This window comes from Arthrobacter pityocampae, from assembly GCF_002927275.1.
In the GTDB taxonomy this organism is placed as follows: Bacteria; Actinomycetota; Actinomycetes; order Actinomycetales; family Micrococcaceae; genus Arthrobacter_D; species Arthrobacter_D pityocampae.
On record NZ_PRKW01000003.1, the window covers coordinates 398,251 to 421,447 of the forward strand.

Genomic DNA, 23,197 nt, shown 5'->3' on the forward strand with positions numbered 1-23,197 from the left:
CATCCTTGTAACGCTCGTCACAAGCAGGAGAGCCGACTCTTGACAGGGGGACTGATCAGCATTCTGCCGGTCGGGCGCGGGGAGAAGTGCCCCAGCAGGGACTCGAACCCTGACTGAACAGATTTTAAGTCTGCTGCCTCTGCCATTGGGCTACTGGGGCGGGTCGGACGTTCCAGCCTACCGCGGGCAGGCCTAGGCCTGTCCCGGCAAGGATCCCGGGCGGGAAATGCAGAACGACGGCGACCCGGGGCGGGTCGCCGTCGTCCTACGCGTGCTGGGGGGATGCTCAGGCGGAGGCCTTCGCCGCCTGGCCTGCCGGCGTGGGCGGCTTGCTCTGCAGGGCGGTGTCCTTCTTCGGCGGCGGGGTGGCCGCTTCGCGGAACTGGCGCTGCGGGGTCTGCAGGTCGGAGAGCGGGGCGAGATCCCGACCGAACAGGAAGCTCATGCTCCAGTTGACGATGACGCGGGCCTTGCGCTCGTACATGGGCATGGCGAAGCCGTGGTAGCCGCGGTGCGCGAGCCAGGCCGGGAAGCCCTTCATGCCGAAGCCCATGATGTTCGCGACGCCCTTGAACTGGCCGAAGCCGGCGACGGCGCCCAGGTTGGTGTGGCGGTATTCCTTGACCTCATCCACGCCGTAGTTCGCGGCGAGGATGTTGGCGGCGAGCAGCTTGGCCTGGCGCACGGCGTGCTGGGCGTTGGGAACGCAGAAGCCTCCCACTCCCCCACCCGTGAGGTCGGGGACGGCTGCGACGTCGCCCGCGGTCCAGGCGTGCTCGATGGGCCCGTCGTCGCCGGTGATGCGCAGCTCCGCGGAGGCGCGGACGCGGCCGCGCTCGTCGACGGGGAAGTCCGTGGAGCGGACCACGGGGTTGGCCTGCACCCCGGCGGTCCAGATGAGGGTGTCGGTCGCGAACTCGTCGGCCGGGGTCTTGTCCGGCATGTTGATGAGCTTCAGGGAGCCGTCGACGGCGCTGGCGAGCGAGGTGTTCAGGAGGACCTCGATCTGGCGCGAGCGGAGGTGCTCGACGACCCACTCGGCCTGCTCGGCCGTGACCTCGGGCATGATGCGACCCATGGCCTCGACCAGGACGAAGCGCAGGTCGCCGCGGCTGAGGCGCGGGTTGGTCTTCACGGCGTCGCGGGCGGCGTCCTCCATCTCCGTGATGGTCTCGATGCCGGCGAAGCCGCCGCCGACGACGACGAAGGTGAGGGCGCGGTCCCGCTCGGGGCCCTCGGGGAGGACGGAGCCGGTCTCGATGCGCTCGAGCATGCGGTCGCGCAGGGCGACGGCCTCCTCGATGGTCTTCAGGCCGATGCCCTGGTCCTTCAGGCCGTCGATCGGGAAGGTGCGCGTGATGGAACCCGCGGCGACGACGACGTCCGTGTAGCCGAGCTCGAAGGACTCCCCGCCACCGGAGGGGGCGATCGTCGCGGTGCGGCCCGCGTGGTCGATCGAGGTGACCTTGCCCGAGATGAGCTCGGTCTTCTTCAGGTGCTTGCGGTGGGAGACGATGGCGTGGCGCGGCTCGATGCTCCCGGCGGCGACCTCGGGGAGGAACGACTGGTACGTCATGTAGGGCAGGGGATCGACGAGCGTCACGATGCCGCCGTGGTCCTTGACCTTTTTCTGGAGCCTGTGCGCCACGTACAGGCCGACGTAGCCTCCACCGACGACGAGGATGCGCGGGCGATCAGAGAAGTGTGGGTTCGATGCCATCCCTCGATGCTACCGGAGTTTGTGAAAATCTTCACTAGCTCGGCGGGCGTCCCGGAACTCCTCCGCCCCGTTGATCGTTGTCCCCCGCCGACCCCCCGGTCCCGTCCGCGGGCTCTCCGGCAGCCTGATCCCCGGCTGCCGCGGGGCGCCGCCGGACGCGGGCCACGTGCAGGGCTCCCCCGACGAGCACGGCGAACGCGAGGCCCGCGAATCCGAGCACCACGACGGCCGGGGTGCTGTGCACCGAGACGAGCGGGTCCTGTGCCTGCGGCGCGGGCGGGGCAGGGATCACCTCCGGCTCCGGCGGGCCCGAGGGTACGGGCGCCGGCGCCGGGGTCTGGCCGCCCCGCCGGTACACCTCGATCCACTCGGCCATGCTGCCCAGCCGGTTCTCCTCCGGCACGGAGATGTCGCTGCCCACGGCCGCGGCCACATCCAGGACCCCGTACCCGTAGAGGGTGTCGAAGCCGGGCGCACCGGCGTCCCGCGCCGTCCCGACGATGCGGTTGACGACCTCCGCGGCCGAGAGTTCGGGGTAGCGCGACCGGATCAGGGCCGCCACCCCGGAGACCAGCGGCGCCGCGCCGGACGTCCCGGACCACTCGGCGTAGAACCCGCCGGGGAGTCCTCCCACGAGGTTCTCCGAGGGCGCCGCGACCGCGATGCTGATGCCTTCGCTGGACGCCTCGTCGCTGGCCTGGCCGGCCCGGTCCAGGCCTGCGACGGCGAGGACGCCGGGGATCGTGGCGGGCGCCCCGACCTGCGTCAGTCCGCCGGCCCGGTTGCCGGCGGCGGCGACGATCACGACGTCGTTCTGTTCGGCGTGGAGGAACGCCTCGTCCCAGCTCTCGGGCCACGCCGTGCTGGTGCTGCCGAGGGACATGTTGATGACGTCCGCGCCGTTGTCCACGGCCCAGCGGACCGCATCGGGCACCTGCTCGTCCACGGAGATGCCCGCCGGGTTCGGGCCACCGTTCGGTCCCTCGATCCAGACGGACACCGCGAGGAGATCCGCCTGCGGTGCCACGCCGACGATGCCGTCCGGGCCCTCCCCGTACTGCGCGTACGGCGCCGTCTCCGCCGGAGGCGTCGGCTCGGCGGTGCTTCCCCCGGTGGGCGCGGGGTCGGGGGCGGCCGGCGCCTGGGCGTCGGTGTGTCCCCGGCCGGCCAGGAGCGTGCTGACGAGCGTCCCGTGGCTCGGGACCTCGCCGATCCCGCGCAGCCCTCCCGGATCCCCGGCGCCCGAGGCGTCCGTCCCGCCGACGACGGCCCCGGCCAGGTCCGGGTGGGACGCGTCCACGCCGCTGTCGATCACGGCGACCGTGACGCCCTCACCCTGCGTGCTCTCCCACGCCTCGGCGATGCCGTAGTCCTCGAGCCAGTACTCCTTGCCGCGGACCTGGTCGGCGGCGGCGGGCAGCGCCGCCTGCAGCAGGACGGTGAGGGCGACGACGGCGGCCGTCCCCGTCCTGACGACCGCGCGGCGTGGCGTGCGCATCGGCTCAGGAGCCCTGCCGGGCGACGCTCAGCGCGATCCCGTCGAGGATGTCGTGCTCGCTCGTGATGGCGGTGGTGACCCGCCCGCCGGTCAGGACCGCCACGCGTTCGAGGATCGTCTTCCAGATCAGGGCACCGGCGCCGATGACGTCCACCCGGCCGGGGTGCATGTAGGGCAGCGCGGCGCGCGCCTCCCGCGGGCGGTGGAGGAGGTCCGTCGCCGCGGCGGAGATCGTGGGGATGGGCAGTTCGGCGCCGTGGATGCGGTCCGGCTCGTAGGCGGGCAGGTCGAGGGCGTGCGCGGTCACCGTGGTCACGGTCCCGGCCACGCCGACGATCTTCGTGACCCGGTCCAGCGGCACCGCGGCTGCTGCCCGGTCGATGTGGTGCCGGACCTCGGCCTCCATCGCCGTGATCTGGTCCGCGGTCGGCGGGTTGTCCCGGAGGAACCGCTCGGTGAAGCGCACGCAGCCCATGTCCGTGCTCAGCGCACCGATCAGGCCGTCCGCCGTGCCCGCCACGAACTCGGTGCTGCCGCCACCGAGGTCCACCACGAGGACGGTCTCGTGCGCGTCGGTCGCCAGGACGCTGACGGCGCCGTCGAAGGAGAGCCGGGCCTCCTCGTCCCCGGAGATGACCTCGGGCTCGACGCCGAGGCGCGCCCTGATGCCGTCCACGAAGTCCTGCCGGTTCTCGGCGTCCCGCGAGGCCGAGGTCGCCACGAAGCGCACCGGCGGGTTCCCGTGCTCCGCGATCAGCGCCGCGTACTCCTCGGCCGCGGCGAAGGTGCGCTCGAGGGCGGCCTCGGACAGGCGCCCGGTCGCGTCGACGCCCTCCCCGAGACGCACCACCCGCATGAGGCGCACGACGTCGGTGAGGACGCCGTCCCGGATGTCGGCGATGAGCAGGCGGATGGAGTTCGTGCCGCAGTCGATGGCAGCGGTGCGCATGGTCTCTCCTTGCTGGCGTGCGGTGGGCGTGTCGGTACCGCGTCGGCGTGCCGCCCGCTTCGCATCGAGCTCCTCGGAGCTGAGTCCCTGGGTCCGGGTGTGTCGGCTGAGGTCGGCGTCGGGCGCCTGGCCCGTGGTGTCCCATGCTCCCGCGCAGGAGCAGGTGTCCGGCGTCCACCACGGGGCGATGCCGCCGATCGCTTCGTCGCCGAGGGGGTTCACGCCGGGGCCGGCGGCGAGGGCATGGCCCACCAGGACGTGCAGGCACTTGACGCGCGTCGGCATCCCGCCGGCGGAGACGCCGTCGATCTCGGGGACGGGGCCGGTGCCGGCGCGCTCGCCGACGGCTTCGCGCGCGGCCAGGTAGGCGAGGTGCGCCGCACGGTAGCGGCCCGCGAGCTCGGGGTCGGTGGTGAGGCGGTCGCTCATCGCGGTCATCACGCCGTCGGCCTCGAGGCGGGACACCGCCGCGGTGAGGACGGGGTGCGTGAGGTAGTAGGTGGTGGGGAACGGGATGCCGTTGGACAGCCGCGGGGCCGTGGTGGCGACGAGCGGGTTCCCGCAGACGCACCGGGCGCCGATCTCGACGACGTCGCGGACCGGCCGTCCCAGCTGGCGGCTGAGGACGTCGAGGTCGTGCGCGCTGGGGGTCCTGCGATCCGTCGCGCGGCGGTCCTCGAGGGCGTTGTGCTGGTCGTGCTGGGTCACGGTGTTCCTTCCTTGGGTACGCGGCGGGCGGGCGGTCCGGCGCGGCACCCGGTCCGGCGGGGCCCCACCGCTGACGCGGGCCCCGTCCGATCAGTCGGTCGCCGCGCGGGCGACCGAACTCCACAGGGAGTCCACCCAGGGCAGGTCGGTGGGCTCGGCGGCCGATCCCTCCCCCGTGCTCTCCTCGATGCCGTCGCCGCCCTTGACGAGGTAGCGGGTCTCCCCGGGCATCACGAGGAAGATCCGCTCGCGGGCCTGCTGCTTCACGAAGGCGGGATCGTCCCAGCGGGCGAGCTCGGAGGTGTAGTCGGCCTGTTGCTGCTGCTGCCGGGCGATGTCCGCCCGGAGGGCGTCGAGCTCGGTCTGCTGCTGCAGGTAGCGGGTCACGGACGGCGCCAGCAGGACGATCACCGCGACGAGCACGACGGCGAGCGCCAGCAAGCGGCCCGAGAAGGCCTTCGCCGGGATGGGCGTGGCTTCCTCGGCCGGCTCGATGGCCGACTCGGCCCGCTTGGACCCGAGCCGTCCGCGCCGGATGCTGCCGGCCAGCTGCGAGCGTTCCGCAGCCCGGGCCGCGGACGCCGACGCCGTCGGGGCTCCGGCGGTGGCCGGCCGCCCCGGGGTCGTCCTGGCCGGCCCCGCGCCTGCGCGCACGGCACCGGAGGCCGGTGCCGTGCGCGGATCCTTCGTCGCCGACGGACCCGTCGCACGCGGCGCGGCCTGCTTCCGCGGCGGAGCCCCGGCGGTCCGGGACGCCGCAGCGTGCCCTGGACCCCGGGGTCCCGCAGCGGAACCGGGCTGGGTGGACGGCCCGGCGACCCGGGAACCGTGGGCAGGGGGCTGGCCCCTGGACGGCCGGGGAGCCGGCCGTTCCTCCGCCGGAGGCGTCGGGCGGCCGGCTCGCGGCACGTTGGGGCGGCGGACGGTCATGGAGCTCCTCGTCGATGCTTTCGCGTGTGGTCGCGGGGGTCCCTCACGGGACCCGTCTAACGAGGGTAACCGCCCTCTGGATCAACTGCCGATCAACTATGCCGTGAATCGCGGGAAAGCGCTCCGACCGGCGTAGCGTGCGGCGTCGTCGAGCTCCTCCTCGATGCGCAGCAGCTGGTTGTACTTCGCGACGCGCTCGCTCCGGGCGGGGGCACCGGTCTTGATCTGCCCGGCGTTCGTGGCCACGCAGATGTCCGCGATCGTGGTGTCCTCGGTTTCGCCGGAACGGTGCGAGGTGATCGTCGTGTAGCCGGCGCGCTGGGCCATCGAGATGGCGTCGAGCGTCTCGGTCAGGGTGCCGATCTGGTTGACCTTGACCAGCAGCGAGTTCGCCGTCCCGGTGGAGATCCCCTTCGCCAGGCGTGTGGGGTTCGTGACGAAGAGGTCGTCGCCGACGATCTGCACCTTGTCGCCGATGGCGTCGGTCAGGTGCTTCCAGCCCTCCCAGTCGTCCTCGTCGAGGGGGTCCTCGATGGAGACGAGCGGGTAGTCGCGGACGAGCTCCACGTAGTAGGCGCTCATCTCCTCGGTGCTGAGGGACTTGCCCTCGAACTGGTAGGTGCCGTCCTGGTAGAACTCGGAGGCGGCGACGTCGAGCGCGAACGCGATGTCGGTGCCGGGCGTGTAGCCGGCGCGCTCGATCGCGGTGGTGATGAGGTCCAGGGCGTCGCGGTTGGACGGCAGGTTCGGGGCGAAGCCGCCCTCGTCGCCGAGGCCCGTGGCCAGGCCCTTCTCCTTCAGCACGGACTTCAGCTCGTGGTACACCTCGACGCCCCAGCGGAGGCCCTCGGAGTAGGTCTGCGCGCCGAGCGGCACGATCATGAACTCCTGGATGTCGACGTCGGAGTCCGCGTGGGACCCGCCGTTGAGGATGTTCATCAGGGGAACGGGCAGCACGTGCGCGTTCGGACCGCCGAGGTAGCGGTACAGCGGGAGGGTGGAGGACTCGGCGGCGGCGCGGGCGATGGCCAGGGAGACGCCGAGCATCGCGTTGGCGCCCAGGTTGGACTTGTTCTCGGTGCCGTCCAGGTCGATCATCGCCTGGTCGATCGCACGCTGGTCGGCGGCGTCGAAGCCGAGGAGGGCCGGCTGGATCTGCTCGATCACGGCTTCGACGGCCTGCAGGACGCCCTTCCCGAGGTAGCGGTCCTTCTCGCCGTCACGGCGCTCGTTCGCCTCGAAGGCACCGGTGGAGGCACCGGAGGGGACGGCCGCGCGGCCGAAGGTGTCGTCGTCGAGCAGGACCTCGACCTCGACCGTGGGGTTTCCGCGGGAGTCGAGGATCTCCCTCGCGTGGATGGCATCGATGATGGCCATGGAATAGCTCCTCTTCGTTGGAGTGTAGGGATCACATCCTGTTGGACGTCTTTGTCAGGGCAACGGAGGTGTTGCCCCCAGCCTAGTTCACGTGCGTCCCGCCGGTACCGTGGGGCACCGGGTTGTGACGCCGGCCGGCGCGCGGGACCCGGTACATGCTCCGGACCTCCTGCGCCGCCTCATGCACCATTTCATGCACCGTCTCATGCACCGACTCATGCACCGTCGAGGGCGTCCCGCTGGTAGTCCAGCACCGCCCGGCGCAGGGCCCGCTCCGGGTCGAGTCCGGCATCGTGCGCCCGGCGGACGAGGGCGAGCAGCTCCCGGCCGAGGTCGGCCTCGCTCCGCGTCGCCGGCTCCTGCCGGTCCTTCCCCGCGCCGCCCTCCCCGATGCTGCCCTCTCCCGCGCCGCCCTCCCCCGCGCGCCCGAGGGTCTTCGCGGCAAAGGCCAGGGCGGGCAGGTGGTGCGGGATGCCGTCGAACGGCGAGGTCCGCCCGGGCCGTTCCCGCGCCTTCACGGCCTGCCAGGTCGCGAGGATCCCCTCCACCGACGTCGGCCACGGAGCGCCCCCGGCCGCGGGCGTCGCGCTGCGGAGGCTCCCGTCCGCCGCGAACACGTGCGGGTTCCGGCGGACCAGCTTGTCGGTGAGGCCCCCCGCCACCTCGGCGAAGCCGAAGGACCCGGCCTCGGCCCGGAGCTGGGCGTGGAGGACCACCTGGAACAGGACGTCCCCGAGCTCGCCCCGGAGCTCGTCGACGAGCTCCGGGGCCGGTGTCGGGGTGCGGGCCACGTCGTCGACCGCCTCGTAGAGCTCGTACGTCTCCTCCACGAGGTACTCGAGCAGCGCGGCGTGATCCAGCGCGGCCGTCCACGGGCAGTGGCGGCGCAGCAGGCCGACCACCTCCACGAGGCGCTCCACCGCCGCGCCCGGGAGGTTCCCGGGCACGGCGTCGGAGGCACCCCCCGCGTCCGTCACAGGGCGGCTCAGGCGGAGGCCAGCCCGGCGGCGTAGTCGAACCGCTGCGCCACGTACTCGGCCAGGGCCTCGCGGTCCTCGAGCGGCAGGAACGCGGCGTCGACGGCGTTCAGGGTCAGCTCGAGGAGGTCGCCGAGGTCGTAGCCGAAGGTATCGACGAGCAGCTCGAACTCGCCGGTCAGGGTGACACCGCTCATGAGGCGGTTGTCGGTGTTGACGGTGACCTTGAAGCCCAGCTGGTAGAGCAGGTCGAAGGGGTGCGCGTCGATGGTCTCGCCGAAGGCCTCGATGGCCCCGGTCTGCAGGTTCGACGACGGGCACAGCTCGAGCGCGATCCCCCGGTCACGGACCCACGACGCCAGCAGGCCGAGGTTCGCGATGCCGATCTCCTGGCCGTCGGCGGCCTGCTCGTCCGCGGACTCCTCGATCTCGATGTCCTCGGCGATCCGGACGCCGTGGCCGAGGCGCAGGGCACGGCCCGCGACCAGCGCGTCCCGGATGCTGTCCAGGCCCGCTGCCTCCCCCGCGTGGACGGTCACGGGGAACTGCTCGGAGGCGAGGAAGGTGAAGGCGTCGGTGAAGCGGGAGGCCGGGAAGCCGTTCTCCGCGCCGGCGATGTCGAAGCCGACGGCGCCGCGGTCGCGGTGGCGGAGGGCGAGCTCGGCGATCTCCTGGCCGCGGTCGGCGTGCCGCATCGCGGTGATCAGCTGGCCGACCTGGATGACGCGGCCGGCGGCGATCGCTGCGGCGGCGCCCGCCTCGAGCCCTTCCTGCACGGCCTCGACGGCCTCGTCGAGGCTGAGGCCCTGCTGCGTGTGCTGCTCGGGGGCCCAGCGGACCTCGCCGTACACCACACCGTCGAGCGCGAGGTCCTCGACGAACTCCCGCGCCACCCGGATGAGCCCGTCCCGCGTCTGCATGACGGCGATCGTGTGGTCGAACGTCTCGAGGTATCGCTCGAGGGACCCCGAGTCCGCGGATTCGCGGAACCAGGCGCCGAGCGCTTCGGCGTCGGACGCCGGGAGCTCGTGGCCGATCGCGGCGGCGAGCTCGAGGATCGTGGCCGGCCGCAGCCCGCCGTCGAGGTGGTCGTGGAGGGAGACCTTGGGGAGGGTGTGGATGTCGATGGCAGCGTCGGGGACGGCGTCGTTCTGGGTCTGGGTCACGCTGCCCAGCCTACGCGATGCGCCCCGGCGCACACCTGCGGACTGCAGCGATGTACCGGTGCACCGCTGCAGTCTGCACCGGGCTAGGCGATGCGGTCGATGATGAGCTGCTGCGCCGGACGCGATTCCTCGGGCGCGATGACGACGGCCTCCGCCAGCGCCTCGCGCGCACGCTCGAAGCGGTCGGGGGTGTCGGTGAGCAGCGTCATCAGCGGCTCCCCCGCACGCACCGTGGCCCCGGGCTTCGCGTGCATCCGCACACCGGCGCCCGCCTGGACCTGGTCCTCCTTGCGGGCGCGGCCCGCACCGAGGCGCCACGCGGCGACGCCGACGGCGAGCGCGTCCAGGCCCACGAGGACGCCGTCGGCCGGGGCGAGGATCACCTCGGACTCCTTCGCCACCGGCAGGGCCGCGCGGGGGTTGCCGCCCTGCGCCTCGATCATCCTGTTCCACACGTCCATGGCGCGGCCGTCCCTGAGCGCGGCGGCGGGATCGGCGTCGCGCACGCCGGCGCAGGCGAGCATCTCCTCGGCGAGGCGCACGGTGAGCTCGACGACGTCGGACGGGCCGCCGCCGGCGAGGACCTCGACGGACTCCTCGACCTCGATGGCGTTGCCGGCGGTGAGCCCGAGCGGCGTGTTCATGTCGGTGAGGAGCGCCACGGTGTTCACGCCGGCGTCCTTGCCGAGCGCCACCATGGTCTCGGCCAGCTCGCGGGCACGGGCCTCGTCCTTCATGAACGCACCGCTGCCCACCTTGACGTCGAGGACGAGCGAGCCGGTGCCCTCCGCGATCTTCTTGCTCATGATCGAGGACGCGATGAGGGGGATCGCCTCGACGGTGCCGGTGACGTCGCGCAGCGCGTACAGCTTCTTGTCCGCGGGGGCCAGGCCCGTACCGGCGGCGCAGATGACCGCCCCCACCTCGGCGAGCTGGCGCAGCATGTCCTCGTTGCTGAGGTACGCCTGCCAGCCGGGGATGGACTCGAGCTTGTCGAGGGTGCCGCCGGTGTGGCCGAGGCCCCGGCCGGACAGCTGCGGCACGGCGACGCCGAAGACGGCGACCAGGGGCGCCAGGGGGAGGGTGATCTTGTCGCCCACGCCGCCGGTGGAGTGCTTGTCGCTCGTCGGGCGGCCCAGGGAGGAGAAGTCCATGCGCTCCCCCGAGGCGATCATCGCGGCCGTCCAGCGGGAGATCTCGGCGCGGTCCATGCCGTTGAGGAGGATCGCCATGTTGAGGGCGGCCATCTGCTCGTCGGCGATGGCGCCGCGCGTGTAGGCGTCGATGGTCCAGTCGATCTGCTCGGGTGAGAGGGTGCCGTGGTCGCGCTTGATGCGGATGATGTCGACGGCGTCGAAGGCTTCGGTCATGGAGGATCCTCGGATCTGTTCGGCGGGGCGGGGGGTGTCTGTCGGGGTGCTCGGGAGGGGTGCTCGGGCGAGGGGCTCAGGCGAGGTGCTGGGGCCCGAAGGCGTCCGGGAGGACCTCGTCCATGGTGCGGATGCCGCTGACGGTCAGGAGCACCATGTCGGGGGCCCGGAACTCGTAGAGCAGCTGGCGGCAGCGCCCGCACGGCATGAGGGTGTTGCCCTCGCCGTCCACGCAGCTGAAGGCCCGGATGCGCCCGCCGCCGCTCATGGCGAGCGCGCTGACGAGTGCGCACTCGGCACACAGCGTCAGCCCGTAGGAGGCGTTCTCCACGTTGCAGCCGGAGATGATCCGGCCGTCGTCGAGGAGAGCCGCCGCTCCGACGGGGAACTTCGAGTAGGGCACGTAGGCGCGCCGCATCGCCTCCGTCGCCGTGGCGGTGAGGGTGTCCCAGGGGATCCCGGCCGGGGTGCCGGTGCCGGTCTCGGTGTCGGTCATGGCGGGTGCTCCTAGCCCTTGATGTACGGGATGCCGCTGGCTCCCGGCGCCCGTGAGCGTCCCACGAGGCCCGCGACGGCGAAGACCGTCACCACGTAGGGCAGCATGCGCAGGAACTGGTCCGGCACCGGGGTGCCGAGCAGGCTGAGGACGTTGGACAGGTTCGTGGCGAACCCGAAGAGCAGCGCCGCGAAGAACGCGCCGATCGGGTTCCACCGGCCGAAGATCATCGCCGCGAGGGCGATGTAGCCGGCGCCCGCCGTCATGTCCCGGCCGAAGCCCGAGACGGCGACGAGCGTGAAGAAGGACCCGCCGATGCCCGCGACGACGCCGGCGAGCAGGACGTTCGTGAAGCGCATCCGGTTGACGTTGACGCCCAGGGTGTCGGCGGCCTTGGGGTGCTCCCCGACGGCACGGGTCCGCAGGCCCCAGCGGGAGCGGAAGAGCGCCACGTAGATGACGGCGACCGCCACGTACATGAGGTAGCCGACGATGGTCTGCTCGAAGAGGATCGGCCCGATCACGGGGATCTCCGAGAGCAGCGGGATCTGGATGACGGGCAGGTTCGGCGGCGAGTTCCAGCGCTCCGGGTCCTCGCTGAGGACGGCGGAGAACAGGAATCCGGTGAGCCCGGAGACGAGCACGTTGAGTACGACGCCGACGATGACCTGGTTGACGACGTACCGGATGCTGAAGACGGCGAGGACGAGCGAGACGAGGACGCCGGCGACGGCCGCCGCGACGAGCCCGACGTAGGGGCTGCCGGACAGCGACGCGGCGACCGCGGCAGCGAACGCGCCGAACAGCAGCTGCCCCTCGATCGCGATGTTGACGACGCCGGAGCGCTCGCACAGGATGCCCGAGAGCGATCCGAAGATCAGCGGGACGGCCAGGGCCACCGACCCGGCGAGGAGACCGTAGAGGGCCACGTTCGGGGTGCGGGCGCTGCCCACCACCCAGGTCAGGAAGGCGATGAGGAACAGGACGGCGAACACGGCCGGCACCCCGGTGGGGATCTTCCGGCCGGAGCGTGTCCGCAGGAAGGCGACGACGGTGAGGGCGATCATCCCGAGGGCCGTGATCCAGCCGATGACGGGCGCCGAGACCACGATGGCGGGCAGGACGATCGCGTCGCGGTCGTCCGAGAGGCGGAACGTGACGTCGTTGGCCGGTGCGCCGATCGCGAAGACCAGGAGGGAGAAGAGCGCGACGACGGCGAGGATGATCGGTGTCTTCCAGCTGCGCACGCCGGCGTCGCGGGTACCGCGGGCGGGTGCTTCGGTGGTTGCTGTGCTCATGCTGCTGCTCCGGTCGAGGCTGGCGTGCGGGTCGTGGAACCGCCCTTGCCGGCGCGGGGAGCACCGGGTGCGGGGAGGCGGAACAGCGCGCGGACGAGCGGCGGCGCTGCGATGAAGAGGACGATGAGGGACTGCACCACGAGGACTATGTCGATGCTGGTGCCGGTGGAGGCCTGCATGGTCACCCCGCCGGCGCGGAACGCACCGAACAGGATGCCGGCCGCGAAGGTGCCCCACGGGGTGGACCGCCCGAGCAGGGCGACGGTGATCGCGTCGAAGCCGAAGCTCGCCGCGACGCCCGAGGTGAGCACCTTCTCGGTGCCGGACACCTGCGCGACGCCGGCGAGTCCGGCGAGGGCGCCGGCGATGGCCATCGCCAGGATGTAGCCCTTGCTCACGTTGATGCCTGCGGTGCGGGCGGCACTCGCGTTGGCGCCGATGGCGCGCAGCTCGAAGCCGACCGTCGAGCGGTTGAGCAGCCAGGCCACGAACACGGTGGCCAGCACGGCGACGACGAAGCCCCAGTGCAGGCGGAATCCGGAGCCGAGCAGCGGCGGGTAGAGCGCTGTGGCGTCGAGCTGCGGGCTGATCGGGTTCGTCGACCCCGGCCGCTGGAACGCCGGGGTGCTCAGTAGGTAGAGGACGAAGTTGATGGCGATGTAGTTGAACATGATGGTCAGGATGACCTCGTGGGCACCGGTGCGGGCCTTGAGGACGCCGACGATCCCTGCCCAGATGGCCCCGCCGATCATGCCGGCGAGCACCACCAGGAGCAGGTGGACGCCGACCGGGAGGTCGAGGGTGAAGCCGACCCAGCCGGCGAAGGTGGCGCCGATGAGGATCTGGCCCTGCGCGCCGATGTTGAACAGGCCGGCGCGGAACGCGAGTGCGACGCCGAGGCCCGCACAGATGAGCGGCGTGGCCACCGTCAGCGTCTGGGTCAGCGGGTAGATCATTCGGGCGAAGGTCTCACCCTGGAAGTTGAACACCGAGCCCTGGAAGAGCGCGATGTACGCGCCCGACGCCGCCGTCCAGGCCGCCGCCAGCGTGTCCTGGGGCCGGCTGAAGAAGTACGTCGACGCCCGCGACACGTTCTCGTCGGTGACGGCGATGAGCAGGCCGCCGAGGATCAGGGAGAGGACCACGGACAGGAAGGCGACGAGCGCGTTCCCGGTCATCACGCGCTGCAAAAGCGTCGACTCCGGTGCGGGGCTGCCGGCGAGATCGGCTGCGGTGGGGGGCACGACCGGCGGGGGCATTTCGCCGCCGGCCGTGTCGACGGCGTTCTCGAGCCGCATCTCGTCCTCGCGGGCGGCCTCCTTGGCCGCCCGGCGGCTGCGTGGGGCGTCGCCGCCGGTCGCCGGGGGTACCGGCCTGTCGTCCTGCGGGCTCACAGGTTTCCTCCTTGAACGTCGTGTACCTGGGCCAGTGCTTCGTCGCCGGACATGCCGGCCATCATCAGGCCGAGGACATCGCGTGATGCCGCGCCGGGCACGATGCCCATGAGGCGCCCGCGGTACAGCACGGCGATGCGGTCGGCGAGTTCCAGGACCTCGTCGAGCTCGGTCGAGACGATGATGACGGGGGTGCCGCCGTCGCGCTCCGCGATGATGCGCCGGTGCAGGAACTCGATGGATCCGACGTCGACGCCGCGGGTGGGCTGCGAGGCGATGAACAGTTCGAGCGGGCGCGAGAACTCGCGGGCCATGACGACCTTCTGCTGGTTCCCGCCGGACAGCGTCCCCGCGGCCGCGGTCGCGGACTGCGTCCGGATGTCGTACTCGGCGATCTTCTCCTCGGCGTTCTTCTCGATGACCGCCGGCGACATCGACAGGCCGCGCGCGAACGGGGCGTCGTCGTAGCGGTTGAGGACGAGGTTCTCGGCGACCGAGAACGTGCCGACGAGCCCGTCCACGCTGCGGTCCTCGGGGACGAAGCCCACGCCGGCGCGGATGACGTCCTTGACGCTGCGGCCCAGGAGCTCCTGGCCGCCGAGCGTGATCGAGCCCGTGACGTGGTCCTGGAGCCCCATGATCGCCTCGGTGAGCTCGGTCTGCCCGTTGCCCTGCACACCGGCGATGGCGAGGATCTCCCCCTTCGCCACGTCGAAGCTGAGGCCGTCGACGACGCGCTGGCCGTTGGCGGCCTGGACCGTGAGGTCCTGGACCCGGAAGGTCACCTCGCCGGGGGTGGCGGGCTGCTTGTCGAGCGTGAGGCTGACCGAGCGCCCCACCATGAGGGACGCGAGCTCGGTGGTCGACGCGCCCGGATCGGCCGTACCGACGACCTTGCCGCGGCGGATGACCGTGATGACGTCGGAGACGGCCTTGACCTCGCGGAGCTTGTGCGAGATGAAGACGATGGACTTCCCGTCGGCCTTGAGCTGGCCCATGATGCCGAGCAGCTCGTCGGTCTCCTTGGGGGTCAGCACGGCGGTGGGCTCGTCCAGGATGAGCACCTCGGCGTCGCGCACGAGGGCCTTGATGATCTCGACGCGCTGCTGCACGCCGACGGGCAGGTCCTCGACCACGGCATCGGGATCGACGTCGAACCCGTACTGGTCGGAGATCTGCCGGATGCGCGTGCGCGTCTTCTGGAGGTCGAGCATGCCGCCCGCCTTGACGGCCTCATTGCCGAGGGCCACGTTCTCCGCCACGGTGAAGACCGGCACGAGCATGAAGTGCTGGTGCACCATGCCGATCCCGGCGGCCATGGCGTCCCCGGGGCCCTTGAAGGTCACGGGCTTGTCGTCCACGAGGATCTCGCCCTCGGTGGGGTCGTACAGTCCGTACAGCACGTTCATGAGCGTCGACTTCCCGGCCCCGTTCTCACCGAGCAGGCTGTGCACCTGTCCCGGTTCGACGACGAGGTCGATGGCGTCGTTGGCGACGAGCGATCCGAAGCGCTTCGTGATGCCGATCAGTTCGAGTTTCACAACTCATCCACCCTGTTCTGTTTCTTGGGTCATGTCCTGACGCGTCGCGTCTCGAGCGGAAGCCAGGGAAAAGGATACCGGGCGGGGCATCGGTGCACCCACCGGCGTCGAACGCAAACCGCCTTCCTCCCGGGGTGGACCCGCGGGGAGGAAGGCGGTGCTGGTGCGTTGTCGTGCTACTTCGGGCTGGCGGCCGATTCGACCGTGATCTCGCCCGAGATGATCTGCTCCTTCAGCCCGTCCAGGGTCACCTGCAGGTCGGCGGGGACGTTGGCCTCCTGGTCGTGGAACGGCGCCAGTGCGACGCCGCCGTTCTCCAGGGTGCCCACGTACGGGGAGTTGTCGAAGGTGCCCTCGACGTCGGTGCTGATGACGTCCTCGACGGCGTCGCCCATGAGCTTCATGACCGAGGTGAGGATGAACTCCTCGCCCTTGCCCGCGGTCTCGTAGCCGTCGGAGTCGACCCAGATGGCCTTGACGTCCTTGCCACCCGCGTTGGCCTCGATGACGGCGTCGAGCGTGCCGGAGCCGACCGGACCGGCGACCGGCATGATGATGTCCGCGCCCTCGTTGATGAAGTTCTGGGTGTTGGTCTTGCCGGCCGCGGCGTCCTCGAAGTTGCCCACGAAGGTGCCGTTCTGGCTCTCCTTGTCCCAGCCGAGGAGCTGGACGTCGCCGCCGGTCTCCTCGTTGAAGTACTTCACGCCGTCGGCGAAGCCGTCCATGAAGATGGTCACGGTCGGGATGTTGATGCCGCCGAACGTTGCCACCTTGCCGGTCTCGCTCGTCGCGGCCGCCGCGTAGCCGGCGAGGAACGCCGCCTGCGCCGTGTCGTAGATGATCGGCTTGACGTTCGGCAGGTCGATCGAGTTGTCGTCGACGATCGCGAAGTTCGCCTCGGTGTTCTGCTCGGCGGCGGCCTTCGTGGTGTCGGCGAGCAGGAAGCCCACGGTGACGGTGAGGTTGCAGCCGGCCTGGACCATCTGGTCGACGTTCGGGCCGAAGTCCGTCTCGGCCTGCGACTCGGCCTGGTTGATCTTGATGCCGAGGTCCGCCTCGGCCTTCTTCAGGCCCTCGTAGCTGGACTGGTTGAACGAGCGGTCGTCGAATCCGCCGGAGTCGGAGACGATGCAGCCGAGGTAGTCGGAATTCGCCGCGGCACTCGAGCCGCCGGACGACTCCTCGGCCGGCGGCGCCCCGCAGCCGGAGAGGACGAGGGCGGATACGCCGAGAACGGCCGCGGACAGGCCGGTGCCGCGCGAGATTTTGCGCAGTGAGTTCTTCAAAATGCCTCCAGGAGAGATATGCGCCACGGAAAGGGATACCAGCGAGTGTCCATCCCGGTCGCGATTGATCCGAGGCTCTGTTGTCACTGGAAGACCGTGGCGCCGCGACACCGTCGGTGCAGCACGTATGCGATCATCCTAAGGGCCAAGTGACGGGGAACACTACACGGGCCCATCGCGGCCGATGATCGTTTTTCTTTCGTTATGCACAGGGGCCTGAGTACGTCCTCCTGCAGGTCCCGGCCGGGCCCCTACCGGTCGGCGTCGAACACGGTCTGCAGGGCGGCTGCGGTCATGACGCGGATGCCGTACCCGATGGCCCGCTCGTCCGGCCGGTAGTCGCCGCGGTGCAGGTCGTACGTCTCCCCGCCGGGCGTCCGCGTGCCCAGCCGCATCATGGCGCCGGGCACCGCCTGCGTCATCCAGGCGAAGTCCTCGCCGCCCATGGACTGCGGCGTCAGCACGATGGCGCCGGGGCCGAGTTCGGCGCGGGCCGCCGCCTCGAGCAGTCCGGTCTCCGCCTCCTGGTTCACCACCGGGGGGACGCCGCGGGTGTGCTCCAGCTTCACGTCCACGCCGAACGGTGCCGCGACCTCGCGGACGGCGCGGTCCAGCAGCTCGCCGGCGGACGTCCAGGCGTCGGCGTCGAGGCAGCGCAGCGTGCCGGACATGTAGCCGTGTGCCGGGATCGCGTTGGGGGCGGACCCTGCGTGGATCTGTCCCCATACGAGGGAGACGGCGCTGCGCACGTCGATCCGCCGCGAGAGCACGGCCGGCACGTTCACGGCGATGGACGCCAGTGCGAACACGAGGTCCTCGGTGAGGTGCGGGCGCGAGGTGTGGCCGCCGCGGCCGCTCAGCTCGACGCGGATGGTGTCCGACGCCGACGTGATCGCGCCGATGCGCGTGCCGACCAGGCCGACGTCGATCCGCGGGTCGCAGTGCAGTGCGAGGATCCGCGGCAGGCCGGTGAGCACCCCCTGGGCGATCACGTCGAGGGCGCCGCCGGGCATCATCTCCTCGGCGGGCTGGAAGATGATCCGCACCGTGCCCGGCAGGGGCTGCTCGCGGTCGAGGTCGGCGAGGACGAGCGCGACGCCGAGCATCACCGTCGTGTGGATGTCGTGGCCGCAGGCGTGCGTGACGCCGGTCGACGCCGACGCGTAGGGGAGATCCGTCTCCTCGACGATCGGCAGGGCGTCGATGTCCGCCCGCAGGCCGAGGCGGAGCGGCCCCTGGCCGACGTCGACGACGACGCCCGTGCCCTCCAGCCGCTGCGGGACGAGGCCCGCCTCCCGCAGCCGTGCGACGAGCAGATCGGTGGTGCGGTGCTCCTTGAAGGAGAGCTCGGGGTGGCGGTGGATGTCACGCCGGATGCCGGTCAGCTCGTCGAGCAACGTGTCGAGGGATGCACGTGCCCGTGACGCAGGGGGGCTCTGGGTGCTGTACGTTTCCACCTGCTCAGCCTACCGACCGGCGGCGGGCGGGCGGCACTTCATTGCTCCCGTGCCGTGTCCGCCCGATTGCTTGCGCTCCTAGAGCACGTCGGTGTCGCCGCTGGCCCGGAGTCTCTCGACCGCGGTCTTGACCTCCTGGGCGTGCTCCTTGGTGGTCACGAGCAGGGCGTCGGGGGTGTCCACGATGACGACGTCGTCGATCCCGATCAGCGCGATCACCCGCTTGGTGTCCGAGACGACGATGCCCGAGGCGTTCTCCGAGAAGACGCGCGCGCCCTCCCCCATCACGGTGAGCTCGCTGTTCTCCTCGGCCGGGTTCAGCCGGCCGATGGCCGCGAAGTCGCCGACGTCGTCCCAGCTGAACTCGCCGGGGATCATGGCGACGTCGCCCGCGGCGGCGGCAGGCTCCGCGACGGCGTAGTCGATGGCGATCTTCGGCAGCGTCGGCCAGACGCGGCGGGCGACCTCGACGCGGCGGGGGGTGTCCCAGGCCTCGGCGATCTCGGTGAGGCCCGCGTAGAGCTCCGGCTCGTTGGCGGAGAGGTGCTTGAGCATGAGGTCCACCGGCGCCACGAACATGCCCGCGTTCCAGGAGTAGTTGCCGCTCTCGATGTAGCCGTCGGCGACGTCCTGGGACGGCTTCTCCACGAATTCGATGACGGCGTGCGCGCTCGGCGCCCCGTCCACCGCGAGGGGCTCGCCGGCGCGGATGTACCCGAAGCCGGTCGATGCGTGGGTCGGCTTGATGCCGATGGTGACGATGTAGCCGCGGGCGGCCGTATGGATGGCCTCCCGGACGGCGTCCTGGAAGACCTCGACAGGCGCGATGACCTGGTCGGCCGCGAAGGACCCCATGATGATGCGGGGGTCCCTCCGGTGCAGGATGGCCGCCGCGAGGCCGATCGCCGCCCCGGAATCCTTCGGCTCCGACTCGAGGACGAGGTTCAGGTCCTCGATCTCCGGGAGCTGCTCGAGCACGGCGCGTCGGTGGACGACGCCGGTGACGACCATCGTGCGTCCGTCGCAGAGCGGCCGGAGGCGGTCGTAGGTGGCGCGGATCAGGGTGCTGCCGGACCCGGTGAGGTCGTGCAGGAACTTGGGTGCCGCCGCCCGCGAGAGCGGCCACAGCCGCGTGCCGGTGCCGCCCGCGGGGATGACGCCGTGGAAGCGCGCGAGGACGTCGTCGGGGCGCTCGTTGTCAGGGGTATGGGCAGCCGCCCTCTCGGTACTCATCCGTTCCACGGTAACCGACGCGTGCCGGGCCCGGCTTCCTCCCCCGGTGTCCGTGTCGGCGGGCGGCACGGACACGGTGTTAACAAGGTCACAGGTGAGGGGCGCCTACGTTGAACCGGAAATGTCACCGACCTAGATTATTCTTATCTGAAGAGTGCTGTCGCACCGGCGTAATCCCTGCGTATATAGCGCTAACGCCCTCGCGATGCAGGGAGGTCATATCAATGTCGAAGACACTGTCACCAACGGGCACCCTCTACCGTGGCCGGGAAGGCCAATGGTCGTGGGTCGCGCACCGCATCACCGGGGTCGTGATTTTCTTCTTCCTCCTCGTCCACGTCCTGGACACCTCGCTCGTGCGGGTCTCCCCGGAGGCCTACGACGCCGTCATCGCCTCCTACAAGAACCCGATCATGGGTCTCGGCGAGCTCGGCCTCGTCGCGGCGATCGTCTTCCACGCCTTCAACGGCATCCGCCTGATCCTGGTGGACTTCTGGAAGAAGGGTCCCAAGTACCAGCGCCAGATGCTCTGGAGCGTCGTCGGCCTCTGGGCGGTCGTCATGATCGCCTTCTCGATCCGCCATCTCTCGCACGTCTTCGGAGGATAGGACCCCATGGCTACGCCAACCATCGAAAGCCCCCGCTCCGGCCGGGTGTCCCCCGGCTACTCCCGCACCGCGAATTCACGCGGCAACTTCGAGATGATCGCCTGGCTGTTCATGCGCATCTCCGGCGCCATCCTGGTGGTGCTGATCTTCGTGCACCTCTACGTGAACCTCGTCGCCGGTGACGGCATCAGCGGCATCGACTTCGGGTTCGTCGCCGGCAAGTGGGCGAGCCCCATCTGGCAGATCTGGGACCTGACCATGCTGTGGCTGGCCATGCTGCACGGCACCAACGGCATCCGGGTGATCATCAACGACTACGCGGAGAAGAACAGCACGCGGATGTGGCTGAAGGGCGTCCTATACACGTCCACCGTCGTCATCGTGGTCCTCGGCACGCTCGTGATCTTCACGTTCGACCCCTGCCCCGTGATCAACGGCGTCGCCCACGTCGCGGACTACTGCCCCGCCCCGTAACACCTGCCGCGCACCGGCAGTCCCCGCATGACGGTCCCCCGGGGCGGACATGCAGCCACAACGGTTTCAACAGAAAGAGCGACCAGCATGCAGGTCCACAAGTACGACGTCGTCATCGTCGGGGCGGGCGGCGCAGGAATGCGCGCGGCCATCGAATCCGGCCAGCGGGCCCGCACCGCCGTCCTGACGAAGCTCTACCCCACCCGCTCGCACACCGGAGCCGCCCAGGGCGGCATGTGCGCGGCACTCGCCAACGTCGAAGAGGACAACTGGGAGTGGCACACGTTCGACACCGTCAAGGGCGGTGACTACCTCGTCGACCAGGACGCCGCCGAGGTCATGGCGAAGGAGGCCATCGAGGCCGTCCTCGACCTCGAGAAGATGGGCCTGCCGTTCAACCGGACGCCCGAGGGTCGCATCGACCAGAGGCGCTTCGGCGGCCACACGCGCGACCACGGCAAGGCCCCCGTCCGCCGGTCCTGCTACGCGGCCGACCGCACCGGCCACATGATCCTCCAGACGCTCTACCAGAACTGCGTCAAGCACAACGTCGAGTTCTACAACGAGTACTACGTCCTGGACCTCCTCATGGTCGACCAGGAAGTCACGGTCGACGGCGTGACGCGCATCGAGAAGCGCGTCGCCGGCGTCGTCTCCTACGACCTCGCCTCGGGAGAGCTGCACATCTTCCAGGCGAAGTCCGTGGTGTTCGCCTCGGGCGGCGTGGGCAAGGTCTACAAGACCACCTCCAACGCCCACACCCTGACCGGCGACGGCATGGGGATCGCGTTCCGCCGCGGCATCCCCCTCGAGGACATGGAGTTCTTCCAGTTCCACCCGACCGGCCTCGCAGGCCTCGGTATCCTCCTGTCGGAGGCCGCCCGCGGCGAGGGAGCCATCCTCCGCAACTCGGAGGGTGAGCGCTTCATGGAGCGGTACGCCCCCACCATCAAGGACCTCGCGCCGCGTGACATCGTGGCGCGGTCCATGGCGAACGAGGTCCGCGAGGGCCGCGGTGCCGGACCGAACAAGGACTACGTCCTCCTCGACCTGACGCACCTGGAGCCCGCGCACATCGACGCGAAGCTGCCCGACATCACCGAGTTCGCCCGCACGTACCTCGGTGTGGAGCCCTACACGGAGCCGGTCCCCGTCTTCCCGACGGCCCACTACGCGATGGGCGGCATCCCGACCAACATCAAGGCCGAGGTGCTCGCGGACAACGACACCGTGGTCCCCGGCCTGTACGCCGCCGGCGAGGTCGCGTGCGTCTCCGTCCACGGCTCCAACCGCCTCGGCACCAACTCGCTCCTCGACATCAACGTGTTCGGGAAGCGCGCAGGACTGGCCGCCGCGGAGTACGCCCTCACCGCCGACTTCGTCGACATCCCGGAGAACCCCACGGCCGAGACCGAGGAACTCCTGAACCGGGCGCGCAGCTCGGAGGGCGGGGAGCGCGTGGCGCTGATCCGCAAGGAACTGCAGGACATCATGGACGCCAATGTCCAGGTGTTCCGCACCGAGGAGACCCTCCTCGAGGCGCTGCGCGTCATCGACTCCCTGGAGGAGCGGTACTCGCGCATCACCGTGCAGGACAAGGGCAAGCGGTTCAACCTCGACCTGCTCGAAGCCGTGGAGCTCGGGTTCCTCCTGGACATGGCGAAGGTCATGACCGCCGCTGCCCTGCACCGCCGGGAATCCCGGGGGGGCCACTTCCGGGAGGACTTCCCGGAGCGCGACGACGAGAATTTCATGACCCATTCCATGGCCTACAAGGACCCCAGCGCCACCCTCACCAGTGGCGTCCGCCTTGAGACCAAACCGGTGATCTTCACCCGATACCAGCCCATGGAGCGTAAGTACTGATGAGCACAGAAACGATGGAGAAGGAGCCGGCCTCCAAGGTCGAGCTCGCGCCCGGCGTCGGCGGCGGAGGAGAGATCCCCACGTTCGACATCACTTTGAAGGTCCGCCGCTACAATCCCGAGGTGTCCGACGAGGCGCACTGGGACGAATGGCAGCTCACCATGTACGGCACCGACCGTGTGCTGGACGCCCTGCACAAGGTGAAGTGGGAGCATGACGGTTCGGTGTCCTTCCGCCGCTCCTGCGCCCACGGCGTGTGCGGATCGGACGCCATGCGCATCAACGGCCGCAACCGCCTCGCCTGCAAGACCCTGCTGAAGGACCTCGACACGTCCAAGCCCATCCTCGTGGAACCCATCAAGGGCCTCCCCGTGGAGAAGGACCTGATCGTGGACATGGAACCGTTCTTCCAGTCCTACCGGGAGATCATGCCGTTCCTGGTGAGCAAGGGCCACGAGCCCAGCAAGGAACGCCTGCAGTCCGCCGAGGAACGCGACCGCTACGACGACACCACCAAGTGCATCCTGTGCGCCGCGTGCACGTCGTCGTGCCCCGTGTTCTGGACCGACGGCCAGTACTTCGGCCCGGCGGCGATCGTCAACGCCCACCGGTTCATCTTCGACTCACGCGACGACGCCGGGGACATGCGCCTGGAGATCCTCAACGACAAGGAGGGAGTCTGGCGCTGCCGGACCACCTTCAACTGCTCGGAGGCGTGCCCCCGCGGCATCCAGGTCACCAAGGCCATCTCCGAGGTCAAGCAGGCGATCCTGACCCGCAGGATCTGATCCGCGGCGCCGGAGCGGTCCGGTGGGTGCGGTATGACATGGAAGGGCGGTCCGTCTCGAC

19 protein-coding genes, 1 tRNA gene and 1 pseudogene are annotated in these 23,197 nt (G+C 70.5%); 4 read left to right on the forward strand and 17 right to left on the reverse strand.

Going from position 1 to position 23,197, the window contains the following annotated elements:
• Positions 1-87: 87 nt before the first annotated feature.
• From C4K88_RS08215 to C4K88_RS08295, 17 genes and pseudogenes are all read right to left on the reverse strand, one after another.
• Positions 88-160, reverse strand: a tRNA-Leu gene (locus C4K88_RS08215).
• A 126-nt stretch (positions 161-286) separates the two neighbouring features.
• Entirely contained in the window at positions 287-1,720 is a 1,434-nt protein-coding gene (locus C4K88_RS08220; RefSeq protein WP_104121140.1) for an NAD(P)/FAD-dependent oxidoreductase, read from the reverse strand.
• A gap of 34 nt (positions 1,721-1,754) precedes the next feature.
• Entirely contained in the window at positions 1,755-3,218 is a 1,464-nt protein-coding gene (locus tag C4K88_RS08225) for a S8 family serine peptidase (RefSeq protein ID WP_104121141.1), read from the reverse strand.
• Between the two features lie 4 nt (positions 3,219-3,222).
• Positions 3,223-4,167, reverse strand: coding sequence for a Ppx/GppA phosphatase family protein (locus C4K88_RS18235; RefSeq protein ID WP_438502339.1), 945 nt, complete (start codon positions 4,165-4,167; stop codon positions 3,223-3,225).
• Between the two features lie 99 nt (positions 4,168-4,266).
• Positions 4,267-4,875: pseudogene (locus tag C4K88_RS18240) on the reverse strand (DUF501 domain-containing protein); the annotation flags it as partial.
• A 90-nt stretch (positions 4,876-4,965) separates the two neighbouring features.
• Entirely contained in the window at positions 4,966-5,529 is a 564-nt protein-coding gene (locus C4K88_RS17125; RefSeq protein WP_241521780.1) for an FtsB family cell division protein, read from the reverse strand.
• 372 nt (positions 5,530-5,901) lie between these two features.
• Positions 5,902-7,182 (reverse strand): phosphopyruvate hydratase, encoded by a 1,281-nt coding sequence (gene eno, locus C4K88_RS08245; RefSeq protein ID WP_104121143.1) that lies wholly within the window; start codon positions 7,180-7,182, stop codon positions 5,902-5,904.
• Between the two features lie 215 nt (positions 7,183-7,397).
• Positions 7,398-8,159: a MazG nucleotide pyrophosphohydrolase domain-containing protein gene (locus tag C4K88_RS08250; protein ID WP_241521781.1), complete on the reverse strand. Its 762-nt coding sequence runs from the start codon at positions 8,157-8,159 to the stop codon at positions 7,398-7,400.
• An 8-nt stretch (positions 8,160-8,167) separates the two neighbouring features.
• A complete protein-coding gene (locus tag C4K88_RS08255; RefSeq protein WP_104121144.1) occupies positions 8,168-9,325 on the reverse strand; it encodes an adenosine deaminase in 1,158 nt (385 codons plus the stop codon).
• A gap of 83 nt (positions 9,326-9,408) precedes the next feature.
• On the reverse strand, positions 9,409-10,695 hold the full coding sequence (locus C4K88_RS08260) for a thymidine phosphorylase (RefSeq protein ID WP_104121145.1): 1,287 nt from the start codon (positions 10,693-10,695) through the stop codon (positions 9,409-9,411).
• A gap of 76 nt (positions 10,696-10,771) precedes the next feature.
• Positions 10,772-11,191, reverse strand: coding sequence for a cytidine deaminase (locus C4K88_RS08265; RefSeq protein ID WP_104121146.1), 420 nt, complete (start codon positions 11,189-11,191; stop codon positions 10,772-10,774).
• 11 nt (positions 11,192-11,202) lie between these two features.
• On the reverse strand, positions 11,203-12,489 hold the full coding sequence (locus C4K88_RS08270; RefSeq protein ID WP_104121147.1) for an ABC transporter permease: 1,287 nt from the start codon (positions 12,487-12,489) through the stop codon (positions 11,203-11,205).
• Positions 12,486-13,787 (reverse strand): ABC transporter permease, encoded by a 1,302-nt coding sequence (locus tag C4K88_RS08275; protein WP_104121306.1) that lies wholly within the window; start codon positions 13,785-13,787, stop codon positions 12,486-12,488. The genes C4K88_RS08270 and C4K88_RS08275 overlap by 4 nt, the downstream gene beginning before the upstream one ends.
• 92 nt (positions 13,788-13,879) lie before the next feature.
• The gene (locus C4K88_RS08280) at positions 13,880-15,424 is read right to left on the reverse strand and encodes an ABC transporter ATP-binding protein (protein ID WP_104121148.1); all 1,545 of its coding nucleotides are present in this window, start codon (positions 15,422-15,424) and stop codon (positions 13,880-13,882) included.
• A 176-nt stretch (positions 15,425-15,600) separates the two neighbouring features.
• The gene (locus C4K88_RS08285) at positions 15,601-16,710 is read right to left on the reverse strand and encodes a BMP family lipoprotein (RefSeq protein ID WP_167398997.1); all 1,110 of its coding nucleotides are present in this window, start codon (positions 16,708-16,710) and stop codon (positions 15,601-15,603) included.
• A 251-nt stretch (positions 16,711-16,961) separates the two neighbouring features.
• Positions 16,962-18,167, reverse strand: a complete 1,206-nt coding sequence (locus tag C4K88_RS08290) for an amidohydrolase (RefSeq protein WP_104121149.1) — start codon at positions 18,165-18,167, stop codon at positions 16,962-16,964.
• Positions 18,168-18,245: 78 nt separating this feature from the next.
• Positions 18,246-19,400 carry a mannose-1-phosphate guanylyltransferase gene (locus C4K88_RS08295; protein ID WP_104121308.1) on the reverse strand — a complete coding sequence of 385 codons (1,155 nt, stop codon included), beginning with the start codon at positions 19,398-19,400 and terminating at the stop codon, positions 18,246-18,248.
• 224 nt (positions 19,401-19,624) lie between these two features.
• Between C4K88_RS08295 and sdhC the strand changes: the two genes are divergently transcribed.
• The 4 genes from sdhC to C4K88_RS08315 all read left to right on the forward strand — a co-directional run bounded on the left by sdhC (position 19,625) and on the right by C4K88_RS08315 (position 23,136).
• Complete coding sequence (sdhC, locus tag C4K88_RS08300) at positions 19,625-20,008, forward strand: succinate dehydrogenase, cytochrome b556 subunit (RefSeq protein WP_104121150.1); 384 nt, start codon at positions 19,625-19,627, stop codon at positions 20,006-20,008.
• Between the two features lie 6 nt (positions 20,009-20,014).
• Positions 20,015-20,482 carry a succinate dehydrogenase hydrophobic membrane anchor subunit gene (locus tag C4K88_RS08305; RefSeq protein WP_104121151.1) on the forward strand — a complete coding sequence of 156 codons (468 nt, stop codon included), beginning with the start codon at positions 20,015-20,017 and terminating at the stop codon, positions 20,480-20,482.
• Positions 20,483-20,569: 87 nt separating this feature from the next.
• Positions 20,570-22,348, forward strand: a complete 1,779-nt coding sequence (gene sdhA / locus C4K88_RS08310) for a succinate dehydrogenase flavoprotein subunit (protein ID WP_104121152.1) — start codon at positions 20,570-20,572, stop codon at positions 22,346-22,348.
• The gene (locus C4K88_RS08315; RefSeq protein WP_104121153.1) at positions 22,348-23,136 is read left to right on the forward strand and encodes a succinate dehydrogenase iron-sulfur subunit; all 789 of its coding nucleotides are present in this window, start codon (positions 22,348-22,350) and stop codon (positions 23,134-23,136) included. The genes sdhA and C4K88_RS08315 overlap by 1 nt, the downstream gene beginning before the upstream one ends.
• Positions 23,137-23,197: the final 61 nt, after the last annotated feature.